Source organism: Acetobacter oryzifermentans (assembly GCF_001628715.1).
Classification (GTDB): domain Bacteria; phylum Pseudomonadota; class Alphaproteobacteria; order Acetobacterales; family Acetobacteraceae; genus Acetobacter; species Acetobacter oryzifermentans.
The window spans coordinates 2,129,223-2,148,126 of record NZ_CP011120.1; the positions used below are offsets into that span (position 1 = coordinate 2,129,223).

Here is an 18,904-nt window from a genome sequence, read left to right on the forward strand (position 1 = left end):
GTGTTTGCGCATTCCAGATAAGGAGAAAGGCAACACAATGTCCGGCAGTTTCCATGATCTGGGCCTAGATCCAGCATTATGCGCACATGCGCAGCAGGCGGGCATGGCTGCCCCTACTCCAGTGCAACAGGCTGCTATTCCTGCCATTCTGGATGGCAAAGATGTATTGGTGCGTGCCCCCACGGGCACGGGCAAAACGGCAGCCTATACTTTGCCGCTTAGCCAGAAGCTGCTGAAATCTCGCAAGCCACGCTTTGTACTGGTGCTTGTGCCCACGCGTGAACTGGTTTTGCAGGTAGAAAAAGTTTTTCGCACCTGTTTGGGAGAAAGCAAAAAAGGCCAGAAGCAAACTGCGGTGACCCTTGTGCCACTGTTTGGCGGATCTGACCGGGCTGAGCAGGAGCATTTTCTTGCGCAAGCAACTGGTCGACGCATTCTGATTGCAACACCGGGCCGCTTGCTGGATTTTGTTTCCAACCGGATTTGCGATCTTTCAGAATGCGGATATCTGGTTCTGGATGAAGGCGACCGCCTGTTCTCTCCCGAATTTCAAGAAGATACAGAAACCCTGCTCTCCTATCTGCCATCCATGCGGCAAACGTTGGTGCTTTCCGCTACCCAACCCGAAAGTCTTAAAAGCACGCTTTTGAGCCTGCTGCACAAGCCGGTTGAAATCAGCATTGAACAAGCCCCCCAAAAGCGCGGGCCCATTCGTCAGGCCGCATTGTTTTTAGATCCCTCTCAGAAGCCGGGCTTTATAAAAGAATTTTTTAGCCGTGCGCCTAAAATGCGCAGTATTATTTTTGTACGCACAAAGGCAGAAGCAGATCAGCTCGCCGCTATTCTTAAAAAAGCACGCCTTGCTGCGGCTCCTTTACATGGGGACATTGCGCAGGATAAACGCACCAGCACAGTTGCCAGCTTTGAATCTGGGCGGCTCTTTATTCTTGTTGCCACAGATGTTGCAGCACGTGGGCTGGATGTGCCTTCTGTAAAACAGGTCATCAATTACGATGTGCCAGATCAGCCAGAAACCTATCTGCACCGTATTGGCCGCACAGGGCGCGGCGGAGAAAAAGGGTCTGCTCTTACGTTATGCACAATGGATGATCGTAAAAGCCTACGGCAGATTGAGGTTGGCGCACAGGTGAAATTACGGATTATCAGCGCCGAACAAGCCCTGCCTGTGGCTAAGCCTCCTCAACCTGTTTCACGCCGTTCAAAATCTGTTCGGCCATAATCTGCCATGCCTGCTCTGCCTTTTGCTTGCCTTGTGCGTTTGGGGTGGCGGCAGGCTTATCTTTTATAAATTCCGTAAGCGTTACCGCAATGCTCTGGGCTTCTGGCTTGCAGAACAGCACATTAGGTTGTCCTGCAAACTGTTCTGCCAGACCACTAACATCTGTTGAAATCACCCAACGTCCGGCAGCAAGGGCTGCGGCACCTACACCACTTTGCGTTGCCTCTCTATAAGGCAACACTAGCGCATCTGCCCATGCCAGAAGCTGGCTGACTTTTGTTTCCGGCACCCATCTGTTTTCAATCTGCACATTAGGTAAAGATGCCAACTGCTCCAGCTCCGCACTATGTGGCCCTTTGCCTGCAACACGGCAGATATAATGGGCTTGTGCATCCATGGCTGTAAGAGCTTGAGCCAGCAGATCCAAACCTTTGTAAGACAGCAACCTGCCAAAAAAGAGCAGCCGAACAGGCCCTTTATGCGCAAAAGGTGCACTTTGCTGCCCCTGCGGCGCAACAAACGCAAACGGTGGATGAAAAGCCACTAGCGCACGCCGCCCACGCATATACCATTGTCGTTCAAGCTGGGCAGCCACATGCCGACTTAATGTAACCGGAACATCAGCAAACAAAATAAGCAGACGCTGCAAAAACATCTGCCCAACAAAACCATCTCCGGGATGTGCTGCCGCATCATGCACCAGCACTACAACGGGCACGCCAGCTTTACGCAAAGCTGCAACCATAATCAGATCAAGCGGCCCCGGCATGGCACATATAGCAACATCAGGCTGAACAGTGCGTAACATACGGCCCAATGCGTGCAGCATATATGGAGCTTGCAACAAACGCATGAAAAAGCTGGAAAGGCTTTTATATGTACGCACTGGTACATCGTTATGCAGATCAGGCTCAGCCTGCAGCACTTCCGCCCCGCAGGAAAGAGAAAGAACAGCAGACGTGTTGGGTAACGTGTTCAGGGCTTTGGCAAGTTCCGCAGCAATGCGCGGGCCCGCCCCTTTGCGCCCCCACTGCCAGATAAATACCCGTATGCCACTCAAACCACTTTTCCTAATCTACTTCTGCAACGCAGCTACGGCGTTCAGTAAAGGGGTGGGGCCAAAAGCCCGCAATGCTGCCTTACCAGCGGCCTGCCCAAGCTGGCGGCGCTTATTGGCATCATTTGCAAGAGTTTGTAATGCTTCCACTGCACACCCAATATCTGCCTCTGCCCACACAGCTTGAGGCACCTGATACACGCCCCGCGTATCTGTAGCTGTTACAAGTTTGTAAGAAATTGGCCAACCACAGTCTGATGTCAGAAATTCTGCTGTGGCAGACCAATCTGTGGCTATAACAGGACGTTCCAGCAGCATGGCTTCTGCGGGCACCAGCCCAAATCCTTCGCTCCGGTGCAGGGAAAGCACAATATCAACTTGCTGTGTCATGGCGTACACATCTGGCATTGGCAGCATACGGTTTTCAAAACGGATATTCTGTGCGCCACCCGTAGCGTCCTTCAGGCGTTGCATATCTGCTGCATAATGATCTGCACCAGATATTTTCATGACCAACAGGCGGTCTTTTCTGTCTCCAAATGCCTGTCGAAATGCCGCTATAGCAGCCAAAGGGTTCTTACGTTCAAAGCTGGACGCAAGACTAAAAGAAACCAATACCACCACAGCATCCTCGGGCCACCCAAAAGCCTGACGGTCTAGTTTAGAAGGCTGCGGAGGCACACACGCCAATGGGTAAGGCACAACCTTGACCCGGCCGGGCATAAGAGGTTCCAGCGCCCGTGCGCTAAAGTGGGAAGGAGTCCAGATTTCATGCACACAAGGTACACCTGCATGCCATTCTGGGGAGACAACCGGCAGTTCCCACACCCAATAACCTACAATGCGCCGCCCGAGCACATGTTTGCGGCCCAAACGCAAAAGGGCTGTTGGCGTTTGTGGCGCATTTACATGCAGCACCAAAGCCGCTTTTGGATCTGCAAAAACAGAATCCAGCACTACCTTCCCCTGCGATTGCAGCAGGCCTGCTTCTACACCTTCTGCCTTTACCCCTTGAGAAAGCAGACCACGCAGAAGTAATCTGGCCCCTTCACCCAAGCCAGAACCCCGGCCAAGCTCTCCTCCAATAATCACGTTTGCATCAGCAACAGGCGTGGGGCTAACCGCTTTAGGGGCAAGCAAAGCAGTAGCCTTGGCCAATAAACGCCGCCTTTGGGCTACAGGAAACAGACGCCACAAGTGATGGAGAGGATGAAGAGAAGATGTCACTCGTACTGTCCGTCACCTGAAAATAAGAAGAAAGTTGAGACAAAGCAGGGATTGCAGCCCCGCACAACCCACCGCATACTTTTGCACATGCGGTGCTGTTCCTTTTTTCATTCCCCCATACACGCCGAAATACCTTCTCCCACTAGATATCTGGAGAGCGGGGTATGAGTTGTGCATCCAAGCGGCATGTGCGGCCCGATAGCGCATTTCGTTTTCGGGCTGTGTCTGCCTTACTCCCGCCTTCTCCCCCCGCTTTGCCTGCTGTGTGTATTGAATATCCGCCACCAGACATCAGCCCGTGGATTGCGGGAAACTGCGGTATTCAAGGTGTGCATCATTTTGAAAGCCGCCGCCCCGGCCCCCATGTGGCTGTTACAGCCCTGATGCATGGCAACGAATACGCTGGAGCCTATGCCCTGCAACAGCTTCTTAGGCTACCATTACGCCCGTTACATGGGCGATTAAGCCTGATTTTTCTTAATCTGGCTGCTTATAAAACCTTTAACCCCGCACGCCCCACCTTATCCCGCTTTGTAGAAGAAGACATGAACCGGTTATGGCAGCCGGAGTTAATTGCCTCGGCGCACACATCTGTCGAAATGCAACGCGTACGCGAAGTGCTGCCTGTGCTGGAAACGGTAGATATTCTTTTAGATATCCACACCATGCTCTGGCCAGCACAACCCCTTTTCCTGTGCAGCATGGCGGAAAACAGCCGAGACCTTGCCTACTGCGTATCTGGCGCGCAACCCAACCCACCTGCTGTTGTTCAGGATGGTGGACATGAGGATGGATTAAGGCTGATTGATTACACCCGCTTTAATACGCCACATTCATATACGCGTGCTTGCCTATTGGAAGCGGGGCAACACTGGCAAAAAGATGCCGCACAGCAAGCGTTGCTCAGCACCCGCCTGTTTCTGGCACAAACCGGCACTCTCCCTTCCGCTCCTACATTCGCATCACCTTCAGAACCTGTATGGCAAGCTGTGGTGACAGACTGCGTACGGGCGCTGACATCTCGCTTTGTTTTTGTCCAGCCGTTTGTAAGTGGCAGCGTTATCCGTAAGGCGGGCACTGTTATTGCTTTTGATGGGCAAGATGAAATTCGTACGCCCTATAATAACTGTATCTTGGTTATGCCCAATTTACGCCCACGCCGGGGGCATACAGCCGTAAGGCTTGCCAAGCGCCTTAATAACAAAACGGACATGCAAGCCTAAGCCTACATGCCCGTTCTGATACCCTAAAAGGCGAAGTTATTATGCGCGGCTATAGATAGGAAATTTAGCGCACAGAGCCTTAACGCGTTCATGCACAGCGTTTTCAACTTCGCTGTTACCCTCACCGCCAGAAGCGGCCAGAGCTGTCAGAACCTCGTCAATCATTTCACCAATCTGGCGGAACTCTTCCTCACGGAAGCCGCGAGCCGTTGCTGCCGGGCTGCCCAAACGCACACCGGAAGTGATGGCGGGCTTTTCCGGATCAAACGGAATGGCGTTTTTGTTGGCTGTAATACCAGCGCGTTCCAGAGCCTGTTCCGCAGCTTTACCAGTTACCTTTTTGGGGCGCAGATCAACCAGAAGCAGGTGTGAATCCGTGCCACCTGTTACGATATCAAACCCACGTTCCACCAGAACTTCGGCCAGAACGGCTGCGTTTTTCTGCACCGCTTTCTGGTATTCCTTAAATTCTGGACGGAGGGCTTCACCAAACGCCACGGCTTTACCGGCAATAACGTGCATCAGCGGGCCGCCCTGCAAACCGGGGAACACAGCAGAGTTGATCTTTTTAGCCAATGCTTCGTCATTGGTCAGGATCAGACCGCCACGTGGGCCACGCAGGGTTTTATGCGTGGTGGAGGTTACAATATGCGCGTATTCTAGCGGGTTCGGATACAGGCCAGCAGCCACCAAACCAGCAAAATGCGCCATATCCACCATAAGAAGTGCACCAACTTCATCCGCAATGCGGCGGAAGCGGGCAAAATCAATAATACGCGGATATGCAGAGCCACCAGCCACAATAATGGATGGTTTATGCTCACGCGCCAGCCGTTCCATTTCCTCGTAATCCAGCATGCCGTCCTGCTGACGCACGCCGTACTGCACGGAATTAAACCATTTGCCAGAATAGTTAGGGGCTGCACCGTGGGTAAGGTGGCCACCAGCGGCAAGGCTCATGCCCAGCACCGTGTCACCCGGTTTGCCCATAGCCATAAAGGCCGCCTGGTTGGCGTTGGCGCCAGAATGCGGCTGCACGTTGGCAAATGCGGCACCAAACAGGGTTTTCACGCGGTCGATGGCAAGGTTTTCAACCTTATCCACTTCCACACAGCCCCCGTAATAGCGGCGGCCGGGATAACCTTCGGCATATTTGTTGGTTAGCACGCTGCCCTGAGCCTGAAGCACAGCTTCAGACGCCATGTTCTCACTGGCTATCAGTTCAATGCCTTCCTGCTGACGCTTCAGCTCGCCTTCAATGGCGGCTGCAACATCCGGATCAGTCTGGGCTAGAGACGCATGGAAAAAGCGATCCAGATCCGTGTGGCTCATTCAGGTGTTCCCTCAAAATCAGACAATATGTTCACCAGCATATTTGCCGGGCGGCAGGCGGTGTCCGTTTGTTACGTTAGAAACACATCTTGCCAGGATGTGCTGCTGGCCTGTTTATAGAAAAAAGACCGTTGGAGGCTTCTTACCGCTTTCCGTGCGGCCCGGACAGGAGAAAAATATATGGAGCAGAAGTCTGCCCCCTCTGTAACATCGGCATTTACGCGATGTTTACCGCTAGACAAGCTACAGGCAGCGCCAGGGCTTAAGCGTGTTCTGGGGCCGGGAAGCCTTGTAGCGTTGGGTGTTGGCGCCACAATTGGGGCTGGACTATTTTCTCTTACCGGCATTGCCGCTTCTGAAAATGCTGGACCTGCTGTGGTTCTTTCCTTTTTTATTGCAGCCATTGCCTGTGGCTTTGCCGGGCTCTGCTACAGCGAACTGGCCAGCATGATCCCCATTGCGGGAAGTGCTTATACCTATGCGTATGTCACGCTAGGCGAAATGATGGCATGGATTATTGGTTGGGATCTGGTGCTGGAATACGCCGTTGGCGCAGCCACTGTTGCGGTTAGTTGGTCTCGGTATGTGGTGTCCTTATTGGATTCGTGGGGGATCGTGCTGCCCCCGCGGCTTACGACCTCCCCCTTTGAAACCGTGCAGATGCCTGATGGCAGCATGGTTTCGGGACTGATGAACTTGCCCGCAGTTTTTATTACCTGCCTGGTTTCATGGATCCTTATTCGCGGGATCTCGCAATCCGCTATGGTGAATGCCGTTGTGGTGGTCATCAAACTATTGGTGATTACGGCGTTCATTGGCTTTGGCATCCACTACATCAACCCGGCCAACTATCACCCGTTTATCCCACAAAATACAGGCACCTTTGGGCAGTATGGCTGGTCTGGCATCATGCGCGCTGCGGGCACCATCTTTTTTGCCTATGTGGGGTTTGATGCCGTTTCCACCACAGCGCAGGAAACCAAAAACCCGGCGCGTGATATGCCCATTGGTATTTTGGGCAGCTTGCTCATTTGCGCGTTGGCTTATGTTTGCTTCTCTTTTGTAATGACCGGTCTGGTCAATTACAAAGACATGCTGGGAGATGCCGCCCCGGTCGCCACAGCTATTAACCGCACGCCCTATACATGGCTGCAACTTGCTATCAAAATTGGCATTATTTGTGGGTTTACATCCGTGCTCATGGGTATGCTTTTAGGCCAGAGCCGCGTGTTTTTTGCCATGTCCCGCGATGGTCTGCTGCCCCCCATGTTTAGCGCCACACATCCAAAATATCAGACACCTTGGATGTCCAACGTCTTTTTCATGCTTATCATCTGCCTGCTAAGCGCGTTTTTGCCTATTTCTGAGCTGGGGCACATGACATCCATCGGCACGCTTCTGGCTTTTATTCTGGTATGCGCTGGCGTAATGATCCTACGCCGCAAGGCACCTGATCATCCACGTGCCTTTCGGGTTCCCGGCGGAGACATTATTCCCATTCTGGGTATTCTCTCCTGCGGCACGGTCATGGTCTCGCTGGATGGACTGACATGGATCCGGCTGGTCGTATGGCTGGCCATCGGGATGGTGATTTACCTTACCTATGGCCGTTACCATAGCGCATTAGCGCGACCCAGCATTCCGCCAGACAGGGTTGCATAAAGCGCACAGGCGCGCATACTTCTAGGCAGCATTCACCCGTCTGTCCCGCCCGCCGTGGTGGGGGTTCTTTTAAGCACCCCACCACGCCCGCAGGCAGCAGCAAGGAGATCCTGCCCATGATGGCTGGCCGTTTTCCTCTGGCTCGCCCCCGGCGCAACCGGATTGATGATTTCACGCGCCGCTTGGTTGCTGAAAATACGTTGGGCATCAACAACCTCATCTGGCCTATCTTTTTTATGGAAGGCACCAACTCGGTTACCGAGGTGTCCTCCATGCCCGGCGTACACCGTGTAACGCTGGATAAACTGGCCGCACATGTTGAGCCCGCTGCAAAGCTGGGCATTCCGGCTTTGGCCCTTTTCCCCATTACGCCCACAGAAGCGCGGGATGAAAAAGGCACGGAAGCCACAAACCCGGATAACCTGATGTGCCGGGCCGCCCGCCTGCTTAAAAAAGAATTTCCAAACGTCGGGCTGATTGGTGACGTAGCACTGGACCCCTACACCAGCCACGGCCACGATGGCCTGATTGAAAATGGCTACGTGGTGAATGATCCATCCGTAACCATTCTTTCCCAGCAAGCAGTAAATCAGGCTGCTGCCGGTGTAGACATTATTGCCCCATCAGACATGATGGATGGCCGTATTGAGGCTATTCGGCGTGATTTGGACGGCAACGGGCTGATTAACACCCGGATTATGTCCTACGCGGCCAAATACGCCAGCGCATTTTACGGCCCGTTCCGTGATGCTCTGGGGTCTGGCGGTATGCTGAAAGGTGATAAAAAAACCTATCAGATGGATCCTGCCAACAGCGATGAAGCCCTGCGTGAAGTAGAAATGGACATTGCTGAAGGCGCAGATATGGTGATGGTCAAACCCGGCCTGCCGTATCTGGATATCATCCGCCGTGTGAAAGATGAATTCCACGTGCCCACCTTTGCCTATCAGGTATCTGGTGAATATGCGATGCTGATGGCTGCCATCCGCAATGGCTGGCTGGATCATGAACGTGCCGTTATGGAAAGCCTGCTAGCCTTCCGCCGCGCGGGTGCCAATGGCATTTTAACGTATTTTGCTATTGAAGCTGCAGAACGTATCCGGGCATCTTTCGGCCAATAAGTTGCCAGTCAATATCACGGCATATGGGCCAGAGTTTTCTGGCCCATAATTTTGTTGCGGGATCATTTCTCCCCATGACGTCATCGCAAGACAGGCCGCATTTTTTCTACACCGCGCCACCCGGTGCCTGTCCGTATCTGCCCAATCGCATTGAGCGTAAAATACTGGTGGATCTTGCAACCCCGGATGCCAACTTCCTACACAGCCGCCTTTCCCATGCCGGTTTCAGGCGGAGCCATACCTTGGCTTACGCACCTATTTGCGATGGTTGCTCTGCCTGCATTCCTATTCGTTTGCCTGTCAGAAATCTGACGCCTCATCGCACACAAAAACGCGCAGTCCGGCGGAATGCTGATCTTATGCGCAGCCTCCTGCCCCCTACCGCCACAGACGAACAATACACACTCTTCCGCAGATATCTGGATAGCCGCCATTCCGATGGTGAAATGGCGGGCATGTCCATGCATGATTACCGGATTATGGTGGAAGAAACGCCTGTAGATACGCGACTTGTCGAATTTCGTGCGCCAGACGCCACCTTAATGGCCGCCAGCCTGATTGATGTTCTGGAAGATGGGCTTTCTGCTGTTTACAGCTTTTATGAGCCTAACTGCCCTCAGCGTTCTCTCGGCAGTTTTGCCATTCTTTCCTTGGCAGAATTAGCCATGCAGATGGAGTTACCATACCTGTATCTGGGGTATTGGGTGCCGGGCAGCCCTAAAATGGCTTACAAAGAACGCTTTCAGCCCGCAGAAATTTTGCGCAATGGCACATGGCAGAAGTTGGATCTAAACTATCCCCCCAAAACAGAAAGGGCCCATCCGTTTCCGGAAGGCCCTCTGTTCTAAGTGGCAGTGCTTAAGGCTTTTTACCCGCCCAAGGTGGCGCAACTTTACCAACAGCCGCGCGGCGGCTAACCCAATCTTGCAGATCAGCAAACTGGCGCACACGCGCAGTGCCCGGCCAGTGCAGCCCATCTGCTGCAGTAAACACCACAGCTTGGCGCAACCCTCCTCCATCCGAGTATTTCTGCAAAGCCACACCAAGGCCGCGCGCCATGACGGGCAACTGCTCCAATGGAAAAATCAGGAACCGCCGGTTATCCCCCACAACGGCAACATGGTCTCCTTCTGCGGGTACACATATGCGGGCAAATTCGCCTTCCTTCAGGTTCAGCACCTGTCGGCCCGATCGTTTTTCCGCCACCAAGGCTTCTTCTTCCACCAGCATGCCACGCCCAGCGCTTGAAGCCACCAAGCGGCGTTTGCCATCTTCTATCGGGAAAACAGCCAGAAGGTCTTCATCGTTGGAAAGGTCAATCAACAGGCGAATAGGTTGCCCATCCCCGCGGCCTCGCGGTAGATCGGCCCCTTTTACGGTATAGGCTCGCCCATCTGTTGCAAAGAAGCAGAGCCTATCTGATGTCTGGCAAGGAATAGCCAGCTTGAGAGCATCCCCTTCCTTAAACTTTTGATTTTCCAGATCAACATTATGGCCTTTAACCGCACGCACCCATCCTTTTTGAGAAAGGATCATGGTGAGTGGTTCGCGCTCAACTTCTTCCACCACGGAAATATCAACAGGCTTGGGCGCAGAAAGGATAGTGCTTCTACGCTCACCCCAACGACCTTTCCCGAAAGCTTTGATCATGGTTGTTAATTCGCGCTCGATCGTTTTCCAGCGCTGTTTTTCACTATCAAGCAATGCCATTAATGCTGCTTGCTCGGCAGAAAGAGCATCATGCTCCTTGCGGATTTCCATCTCCTCAAGGCGCCGCAAACTCCGCAGGCGCATGTTGAGCACGGATTCTGCTTGCAAATCTGTTAGCTTGAACGTGGCTATCAGGCTGACCTTGGCATCATCCTCTTCCCGAATAATGCGAATAACCTCATCCAGGTTAAGATAAACAGCAAGGAAACCCGAAAGAATTTCCAGCCGCCGTTCCACCGCTGTCAATCTATGGCGGCTTCGGCGTTCCAGCACTTCATGCCGATGGTTCAACCAAGCCTGAATAACTTGCTTAAGCCCCATCACACCGGGTGAACGATCCGCCCCCAGCACATTCATGTTCAGGCCAAAGCGACTTTCCAGCGGTGTGGCGCGAAACAATGTTTCCATCAGCACTTCTGGTTCTATACCGCGTGTTTTGGGCTCCAGAATCAGACGAATTTCATCCGTACTTTCATCACGGATATCCCCTAGCAGAGGCAGTTTTTTCTGATCCAGCAAATCAGCAATCTGCTCAATCAGGCGAGATTTCTGCACCTGATACGGAATTTGCGTAACCACAATATGCCACGTACTAAAACGGCCCTGTTCGACCTCCCACCGCGCACGCATTCTAAAGCTGCCACGGCCTGTTTCGTACGCCTGCAAAATAGCATCCGAATCTTCCACAATCAGGCCACCGGTGGGAAAATCCGGCCCCGGCATAAGCTCTAGCAGCTCCTGCGTAGTGGCAGAGGGTTTACGCACCAACAAAGCAGCCGCAGCGCAAACTTCTGCTGCATTATGAGGGGGAATACTGGTGGCCATACCCACAGCAATACCTGCCGCACCATTGGCAAGCAGATTGGGGAAAGCCGATGGAAGAACAACAGGTTCCTGCTCCTCACCATCATAGGTGGGGCGAAAATCTACGGCATCATCTTCAATGCCGTCCAACAGGGCCACGGCAACTTCTGTCAGGCGAGCTTCCGTGTACCGCATGGCGGCCGGGTTATCACCATCAACAGAACCAAAATTCCCCTGCCCTTCTACCAGCGGGTAACGTGCGGCAAAATCCTGCGCCAGCCGCACCAGCGCTTCGTAAACAGAGGCATCACCGTGAGGGTGGAACTTACCAATAACATCACCCACCACACGGGCGCATTTTTTAAAACCAGAAGCCGGATCTAGCCGGAGCTGATGCATGGCATAAACCAAGCGCCGATGCACCGGCTTAAGCCCATCCCGCACATCCGGCAAAGAGCGGGACATGATGGTGGAAAGCGCATAGGCCAGATAACGCTCACTCAGCGCCTCTGCCAGTTTTGTTTCCTCAATATGTCCTGCGGTTTCGCTCATCTGCCATCCCTGGAAAGCTGTGCATGATCCATTAAAAACAAGACATACAGCCCTCGTATCGGTTGTGCCAGTCTTGCGCTACTCGGTTATAGGTGTTTGGTCTGCCAGAACACGCATTTCCAGCCGATCATAGAGCCGTTGGCGTGCTGCGGGTAAGGGTAAATGGCGCTGGCCAAAGGCATCGCGCGCCAGAAAATGGCCTGTTAGGCGTAAACCTGCCAACCAATCTGCCGCATGACCGGTTTGTTCTGTATCTCGCAAAAAAGACGGAAGTGGCAAAAGCCGATCTTTCCACTCTCCTGCACCTTCCTCACTAACTGCGCGCCCTGTACGTGGTGAGACATAATGTAGATTTTCTGTGCTGCCGGTAACCGCACAAGCGGAAAGATCCAGCCCAAAACCTAAAGTTGCCAGCAGTGCCATTTCCCACCGCACTACGTGTGGCATACCTTCCCGTTCTGCAACAACAGGATCATACCCCAAAAAGGTAAGTAAACGCACAGTTTCTGCAAAAAGGAATGGGCAAGGATCAGCTTCTGGCAACGTAACATCCGCCAACACACAAACAGATTGCACCATGCCCAGCGCTAACGGAGCATCCAGCAATCGTGCAGCACAGGCGTACAGTAGTTCGCCAGAAATTTGTAATGGTGCTGCGGCGCTGCGTTTATGAAAGCTGGTTTTAACCACATTGCCCGGTTGCCATAGGGCGCGGCCCGCTTTACTGGCACCGCCATAGGCTATACCCCGCAGAGGGCCGTAATCTTCTGTTAGAACGTGTATACGTGCGCTGGTTTCGCCCTGCACACCTGCAAAAAGCACAAGGGCGGGAGCCTCCTTTTCATAGGAAGTCCCGCCCTTGTCCATCACTCGGAAAGCTCGACCTTAGACGCCAGCAACCTTGGCGACTTCAGCAGCAAAGTCATCTTCTTCTTTTTCGATGCCTTCACCCAACTGGAAGCGATCAAAGCCAACCAGCTTAACGCCAGCTTTCTTCAGCACGTCTTTCACGCGGGTTTCGCCATCATGCACCCATACCTGCTCCAGAAGCACAACTTCTTCGTAGAACTTACGGATGCGGCCTTCGACCATCTTTTCGATGATAGCTTCTGGCTTGCCGGAAGCGCGGGACTGTTCAATCAGCACTGCGCGTTCACGTTCAACTTCTGCCGGATCAAGGCTGGTAACATCCAGAGCGGAAGGACGTGTGGCAGCAACGTGCATGCCAACCTGACGGCCAAGCTGTTCGATAGCTTCATCAGCGGTCGGGGCTTCAATAGCAGCCAGAACGCCAATCTTGCCCAGACCGGGGCGCAGGGCACCGTGAACATAGGTAGCAACCACGCCAGACGGCACAGTAAGCACACGTGCCCGACGCAGGGTCATGTTTTCACCGATGGTTGCAACCAGATGCGTCAGTTCATCAGCAACGGTACGACCGGTTTCCAACGTGGCAGCCTTAATGGCTTCCAGATCTTCACCAACCTTAAGCGCAACTTTAGCAACGGATTCCACAAAGTTCTGGAAGGATTCGTTACGGGCCACAAAGTCGGTTTCAGCGTTTACTTCAACCATGGCAGCCACTTTGTCTGCAGAGGCAACGCCTACCAGACCTTCAGCAGCAACACGGCCAGATTTTTTTGCCGCAGCAGCAAGGCCCTTAGTACGCAGCCAATCAATAGCGGCTTCGATATCACCGTTGGCTTCGTTCAGTGCTTTTTTGCAGTCCATCATGCCTGCGCCAGTTTTTTCGCGCAGTTCCTTGACCAGTGCAGCCGTAATTGCCGCCATAATTCTATACTCCTTGAAAAACCCGAACGCGCCCACTTAGGGGCGCGAACCGGAATATTCCATGGCCTGCCAATGCAGGCATTCATGCAGGAAAAAACAGCCCGGCATGATAACCGGGCTGTTTGTGTATTCCGTTAGCTTGCAGCCGGTGCTGGTGCCGGTGTTTCTGCTGCCGGAGCGGCTTCCAGAGCAGGCTCAACAGGCAGTTCTTCAGCAGCGCCGATATCCTGACCGGAAGCGCCCAGTTCTGCGGAAATACCGTCCAGAACAGCGGAAGAAACCAGATCGCAATACAGGCCGATAGCGCGGATGGCATCATCGTTACCCGGAATCGGGAAGGTAACACCACGCGGATCGGAGTTGCTGTCCAGAATAGCCACAACCGGGATACCCAGCTTGTTGGCTTCTTCAATAGCCAGCTTTTCCTTGTTGGTGTCGATCACGAACAGGATGTCCGGCAGGCCACCCATTTCCTTAATCCCGCCCAAGGAGCGTTCCAGCTTGTCGCGCTGGCGGGTCATGTCCAGAATTTCTTTCTTGGTCAGACCAGCGGTTGCGCCGTCCAGCGTTTCTTCAATGCCACGCAGGCGCTTGATGGAACCCTGAATGGTCTTCCAGTTTGTCAGCATACCGCCGAGCCAGCGGTGATTGACGTAGTACTGACCGCAACGACGAGCTGCTTCTGCAATCGGATCCTGCGCAGCACGCTTGGTGCCAACAAACAGAACGCGGCCACCACCAGCAACAGTGTTGCGGATAGCCTGCAGAGCACGATCAAGCAGGCCAACAGTCTGCTGCAGATCAATAATATGAACCTGGTTGCGCACACCGAACAGGTACGGCGCCATGCGCGGGTTCCAGCGACGGGTGTGGTGACCAAAGTGAACACCAGCTTCCAGAAGCTGACGAAGGGTAAAATCAGGCATCGCCATAAGCGTATTCCTACCTTTCTGGTTATTCCTCCGCGAGGCGTTACCCTGCCGGACAGGCAGAGCACCAGATGGTGTTTTCCTCGCGTGCGTTATGCTCCCGGCCTTGACCGAGCGCGGCCCTTATGGCCGTTTTTTTGCGCTCGGACAAGATAAAAAACGCTCTTTTCAGGCTGCGTCTTCTGCCTTGGAGACTGTTTCTACTGGATGGGCGTATTTGTTAGGCACACCACTACGCGCCAGCAGAGCACGAAGCGACTTTACAACAGGGAACACTTCAACGTTGTGATCTCCGCCCAGTTCACGCCATGCGTTCTGTTCCATTTCCACAATTTCGCGGTCTTCTTCAAAGATGCGATGTGTGAAAATACCCAGCGCAGGCCATGCCAGATTGAGCAGGAAGTTCCATTTGGGTTTTTTAACAGAAAGCAGACCAAACGCCTGCGTAACCTGCTGTGTTTCACCTAGTGGTACATAGGATGTCCACAAATCCATGATCAGATCGCCATCCTTATCATGAATCTGGAGTGTCTGATATGGATAGGTGGTACGGATGGACACAACTTCTTCAACCGGCTGCTCCCGGTCTTCGTAGTCATGATGCTTGCCAAAAATCAGGGCTTCAGCCAGCGGCTGATTACCACCTTTGCGGGCAAAGCTGTAGCGTGCTTCCAGAAAATCATCACCCTTATCCTGCCCCAAGAAGCGCGCCGTGATGGAGCCCATCTGCCGCCGATGCAGGAACTGATGGTTCATGTCCATCAGGTTTTCATGCATAAAGGTGTAGTGGCATTTCAGCCGCGGGCTGAACATACGGGTTTTGTATTCCGGGTTCCCCACCTGCGCTACGTCTGGCACGGGCACTTTATCAGCCAAAGCCGGATCACCGGGGAAGATAAAGATCAGGCCGCTTTTTTCACGGCAAGGGTAAGACTTAACCGGACGGCCCACCCCTTCCTTGTTCAGATAAGGCACGGTTACACATTTACCTGCGCGGTCAAATGCCCAGCCGTGGTAGCAGCATTTTACACACCCCTTATCATCCACAACGCCCTTGCTCAGCGGCACCTGCCGATGTGCGCAACGGTCTTCTAGCGCATAAACAGGCCCATATTCAGGGCGAATAAGTGCGATGGGGTGGCCAGCATAACGCGCGGCAAATGTTTTGCCGGGGCGCACCTTGTGCGACCACGCCACAGGGTACCAGAAATTAGGATCACAATCGATCTGCCGAAGATCATAATGCGGCGTATTAGAACCGTCCGCCTGTTTTCCCTTGGCCTCTTCCACCAGCATGACGTCACCCTTTCAGAATCCAACAAGGCTGATGCAGCAGGAACAACATCACCTTAAAAACATGCCTATGCCCACGTGCCCTACAATTCCGCATAACGAAACTGCCTGAACAAACATGGGCGGGGATGACGCCTTCAAGATATTGAAGCTGCTTTTTGCTCAGCCCTGCCGCGCCATCACATGGGTGGGAAGGTTAGCCGATTTTGTACGCTGCGCCCAGATGCAAACAACCAACCAAGCTGTGCACTGGCCGCAACGGTCCTATCCTGCCAGACCACATACCTCATAGAAACAGGCACTCTTCATTGCATTATTGCGGGGCGTGATTTTCCAGAAGATGCGTAGAAGACGGCTGATTGTTACCGGGGATTGTCTCACTTGGGCTTTCCACCACCCCGGACTTCTTGCCATGCGGGGTATGGTGAGGATGATATTCCTTAACCGGATGAGCCGGGTTCTTGCCATCGTTAGAAGGCGGTTGCGTGCCGGGTTGCTCATCTACCGTGCGTGGGTTGCTCCATAGCTTTTTAGATGGATCAACATGCTCACCATTCGGCCCTTCGGCCGCTTTTGAGGGAGCCTTCCCCTGCTGGGAAGCAGCGCCCTCGGCTGTAGGCGGCGTACCACTATTATCCTGCGCCATAGCCAATGCTGGCATCACACTTAAAGACGCGCCAAGCAGCATAGAAGTTAAGATTTTCTGCATGGGATATTCCTTTTAATAAAATGAGGTATCCCGTTTTCCAACGCCAGCAATTTGGAAGAGTTGCAAATTTTATTTTTTCAGAATTTCCCTTATTTTTTCATAAGATTCTGGATGGCATGAGAGCGCTTTTCCATCCAAATGCGTAACAGTGCGCAAGGAAAGGCTGTTTGTTAAATACACCCCTTGCGCTTTTACAATATCTTCGTAACAGACAGGCCGCTCTTGCATTACGCCCGCATCTAATAGCAGCCTACGGGCAATGCCCGGTAAAGCGCCTTCTGTAACAGGAGGTGTTATCAACCCTGCCTCTGTTTGCATAACAATATTACTAATTGTGCTTTCCGCTATATGCCCTTGCATATTTAGTAAAAGGGCATCATCGCAGCCTTTTCGCTCTGCTTCCTGCCTTGCTACAATACCGGGCAAATAACTGAGCGATTTAATACGAGAAAGTGGGGAAAGCTCATCTCTGCGCACCAGCTCACTCACACACACACGAACAGACTGCTCCCTAAAAACACCGGCAGCACCTGTTATAAAAACTGTTGGCTTGCAGTGTTCTGGCGGCAGCAGGCCGCGTGGCGCCACCCCGCGCGTTACAGTCAACCGGACAGAGCCATTCTCAAAACCAGCACATGCCAAAAACTCCCGGATCGCCTGCAAAGTATTCTCTTGCTCTGGAACAGGTAACCCCAGAACTTGAGCACCATTACAAAGACGCTGATAATGCCATAAAAAATGCGGCACTGTGCCGTTCTTTATGCGCAAAGTTTCAAACAACCCGTCTCCCAATGTCACGCCACGATCTAGCGGGCTGATAGCAGCTTGGTCTACGGGATATGTTTTGCCGTTTAACCAGATAATACTCATGCCTGCCCCCAGAACTTCTGAAATGGTGCAAATTTCAGGCACATTTCTTTATATTCCTTTTCTGGGTCAGATAGAATGGTTACACCACCCCCAACACCAATACTCAGATGATTTTTGGAATGCTCCAAACTGCGAATAATTACGGAACTGTCCATACTGCCATCTATTCCAATACGAAACACAGTGCCGCAATACGCACCTCTGGCAGAGGCTTCCAGCTCATCTATAATCTGCATAGCCCGATATTTGGGGGCTCCTGTTACAGACCCCGGGGGCAATGTTACTTTCAAAAGATCAAAAACATCTTTATCAGGCAGCAACTTTCCACGAATTTCTGAAACCAGATGATGCACATGCGGAAACTGCTCTACCACCAGCAGGTCTGGCACATACACGCTGCCTATTTGTGCCATACGGCCGATATCATGCCGCATGAGGTCAACAATCATCAGGTTTTCGGCACGCTCTTTTTCATCATGTAGAAGTGCATTATGCCAAAAAGCATCTTCTTCTGGCGTTTGTCCTCGTGGTGCCGTGCCTTTGATTGGCCGTGATGAAACACAACCATTCGCATCCACTTTCAAAAATCTTTCTGGGGAAGAAGATAGCAGCGCAAAATCTGAACCGCATGACAAATACGCACCAAAAGGTGCTGGTATTTGCTGCCGTAACGCACGATAGACCTCAGCACTCAGCACATTTTTGGCCATTTCCGTTGTATATCGACACGTTATATTCGCCTGAAAAATATCTCCCGCAGCAATATAATTCCGTGTTTGCGTAACGCTCTGACAATAAGCTGCATGATTTTGGTCTGGAACAAACGGCTTGGTTACATGTAGCTTATATGATGGAACACGCTCAGGAAGCATGTTCCATTCCCTTATAGACTGCGCCACATTGAGTTCATTCACAAAAAAACTTGAAATTCCTGCAAGAAACACACGTTTTTCAAAACGATCCCAAATAAAGGCATGATCATACATACCTGCCGCCAATGCGGGTGTATTCCGGTCTTTATGGCGAGATAAAACGCCTTCCAGAATCATTCCCATTTGATAACTGGCAAACCCAATAAGACCACCCCAGAATGGAATACCTTGCTGGCATGATCCTCCCGCATATTCCTTTAATTCATCATGAAAAATACGTAGAATTTCAAAAATATCATCAGAAGAAATTATCGGTTTTTTTGTGCCATCCACCTCTATTTCATGAGGCCAGGCCACCACTGTATGGCATGGGTTGTGGCAAAAAATCTGCCATCGGCTTCGATTATCTATCTTGCCGCCACTATCCAGAAAAGCACACCATGGCTGTTGCCCCCATGCCGATAAAACAACATCGGGCTCCCTCCATTGTAGCTCCTTTACTTGAACCAATG

The 18,904-nt window shown here is 52.5% G+C and carries 16 protein-coding genes; 5 read left to right on the plus strand and 11 right to left on the minus strand.

The features are described from left to right. The first annotated feature begins 37 nt into the window (after nt 1-37). Nucleotides 38-1,240: a DEAD/DEAH box helicase gene (locus WG31_RS10070; RefSeq protein ID WP_063354436.1), complete on the plus strand. Its 1,203-nt coding sequence runs from the start codon at nt 38-40 to the stop codon at nt 1,238-1,240. On the opposite strand, the gene WG31_RS10075 is transcribed toward WG31_RS10070, so the two are convergent. Both WG31_RS10075 and WG31_RS10080 read right to left on the minus strand, forming a co-directional pair. Further along, nucleotides 1,191-2,300, minus strand: a complete 1,110-nt coding sequence (locus WG31_RS10075; protein WP_063354437.1) for a glycosyltransferase family 4 protein — start codon at nt 2,298-2,300, stop codon at nt 1,191-1,193. The two genes, WG31_RS10070 and WG31_RS10075, sit on opposite strands and share 50 nt — an antisense overlap. 15 nt (nt 2,301-2,315) lie before the next feature. Continuing rightward, nucleotides 2,316-3,524: a glycosyltransferase family 4 protein gene (locus tag WG31_RS10080; protein WP_063354438.1), complete on the minus strand. Its 1,209-nt coding sequence runs from the start codon at nt 3,522-3,524 to the stop codon at nt 2,316-2,318. A 164-nt stretch (nt 3,525-3,688) separates the two neighbouring features. Here WG31_RS10080 and WG31_RS10085 point away from each other — a divergent pair, with 164 nt between their 5' ends. Beyond that, nucleotides 3,689-4,747 (plus strand): M14 family metallopeptidase, encoded by a 1,059-nt coding sequence (locus WG31_RS10085; RefSeq protein WP_245191498.1) that lies wholly within the window; start codon nt 3,689-3,691, stop codon nt 4,745-4,747. A gap of 39 nt (nt 4,748-4,786) precedes the next feature. On the opposite strand, the gene glyA is transcribed toward WG31_RS10085, so the two are convergent. Next, complete coding sequence (gene glyA / locus WG31_RS10090) at nt 4,787-6,079, minus strand: serine hydroxymethyltransferase (protein WP_006117459.1); 1,293 nt, start codon at nt 6,077-6,079, stop codon at nt 4,787-4,789. Nucleotides 6,080-6,259: 180 nt separating this feature from the next. Here glyA and WG31_RS10095 point away from each other — a divergent pair, with 180 nt between their 5' ends. From WG31_RS10095 to WG31_RS10105, 3 genes are all read left to right on the plus strand, one after another. Further along, complete coding sequence (locus WG31_RS10095; RefSeq protein ID WP_006117460.1) at nt 6,260-7,741, plus strand: amino acid permease; 1,482 nt, start codon at nt 6,260-6,262, stop codon at nt 7,739-7,741. A 116-nt stretch (nt 7,742-7,857) separates the two neighbouring features. Beyond that, nucleotides 7,858-8,862, plus strand: coding sequence for a porphobilinogen synthase (gene hemB / locus WG31_RS10100; RefSeq protein ID WP_063354439.1), 1,005 nt, complete (start codon nt 7,858-7,860; stop codon nt 8,860-8,862). Between the two features lie 74 nt (nt 8,863-8,936). Next, complete coding sequence (locus WG31_RS10105) at nt 8,937-9,710, plus strand: arginyltransferase (protein WP_063354952.1); 774 nt, start codon at nt 8,937-8,939, stop codon at nt 9,708-9,710. Nucleotides 9,711-9,720: 10 nt separating this feature from the next. On the opposite strand, the gene parC is transcribed toward WG31_RS10105, so the two are convergent. The 8 genes from parC to pabB all read right to left on the minus strand — a co-directional run bounded on the left by parC (nt 9,721) and on the right by pabB (nt 18,902). Continuing rightward, nucleotides 9,721-11,928 carry a DNA topoisomerase IV subunit A gene (parC, locus tag WG31_RS10110; RefSeq protein WP_063354440.1) on the minus strand — a complete coding sequence of 736 codons (2,208 nt, stop codon included), beginning with the start codon at nt 11,926-11,928 and terminating at the stop codon, nt 9,721-9,723. Between the two features lie 78 nt (nt 11,929-12,006). Further along, on the minus strand, nt 12,007-12,795 hold the full coding sequence (recO, locus tag WG31_RS10115; RefSeq protein ID WP_063354441.1) for a DNA repair protein RecO: 789 nt from the start codon (nt 12,793-12,795) through the stop codon (nt 12,007-12,009). An 18-nt stretch (nt 12,796-12,813) separates the two neighbouring features. After that, the gene (gene tsf, locus WG31_RS10120; protein WP_063354442.1) at nt 12,814-13,719 is read right to left on the minus strand and encodes a translation elongation factor Ts; all 906 of its coding nucleotides are present in this window, start codon (nt 13,717-13,719) and stop codon (nt 12,814-12,816) included. Nucleotides 13,720-13,853: 134 nt separating this feature from the next. Beyond that, nucleotides 13,854-14,651 carry a 30S ribosomal protein S2 gene (rpsB, locus tag WG31_RS10125; RefSeq protein WP_006117466.1) on the minus strand — a complete coding sequence of 266 codons (798 nt, stop codon included), beginning with the start codon at nt 14,649-14,651 and terminating at the stop codon, nt 13,854-13,856. Nucleotides 14,652-14,816: 165 nt separating this feature from the next. Further along, nucleotides 14,817-15,944: an aromatic ring-hydroxylating oxygenase subunit alpha gene (locus WG31_RS10130; RefSeq protein WP_063354443.1), complete on the minus strand. Its 1,128-nt coding sequence runs from the start codon at nt 15,942-15,944 to the stop codon at nt 14,817-14,819. Between the two features lie 310 nt (nt 15,945-16,254). Next, nucleotides 16,255-16,650, minus strand: a complete 396-nt coding sequence (locus tag WG31_RS10135) for a hypothetical protein (RefSeq protein WP_063354444.1) — start codon at nt 16,648-16,650, stop codon at nt 16,255-16,257. Between the two features lie 69 nt (nt 16,651-16,719). After that, nucleotides 16,720-17,520: an aminotransferase class IV gene (locus WG31_RS10140; RefSeq protein WP_063354445.1), complete on the minus strand. Its 801-nt coding sequence runs from the start codon at nt 17,518-17,520 to the stop codon at nt 16,720-16,722. Then, nucleotides 17,517-18,902 carry an aminodeoxychorismate synthase component I gene (pabB, locus tag WG31_RS10145; RefSeq protein ID WP_063354446.1) on the minus strand — a complete coding sequence of 462 codons (1,386 nt, stop codon included), beginning with the start codon at nt 18,900-18,902 and terminating at the stop codon, nt 17,517-17,519. The genes WG31_RS10140 and pabB overlap by 4 nt, the downstream gene beginning before the upstream one ends. Between the last annotated feature and the right edge of the window lie 2 nt (nt 18,903-18,904).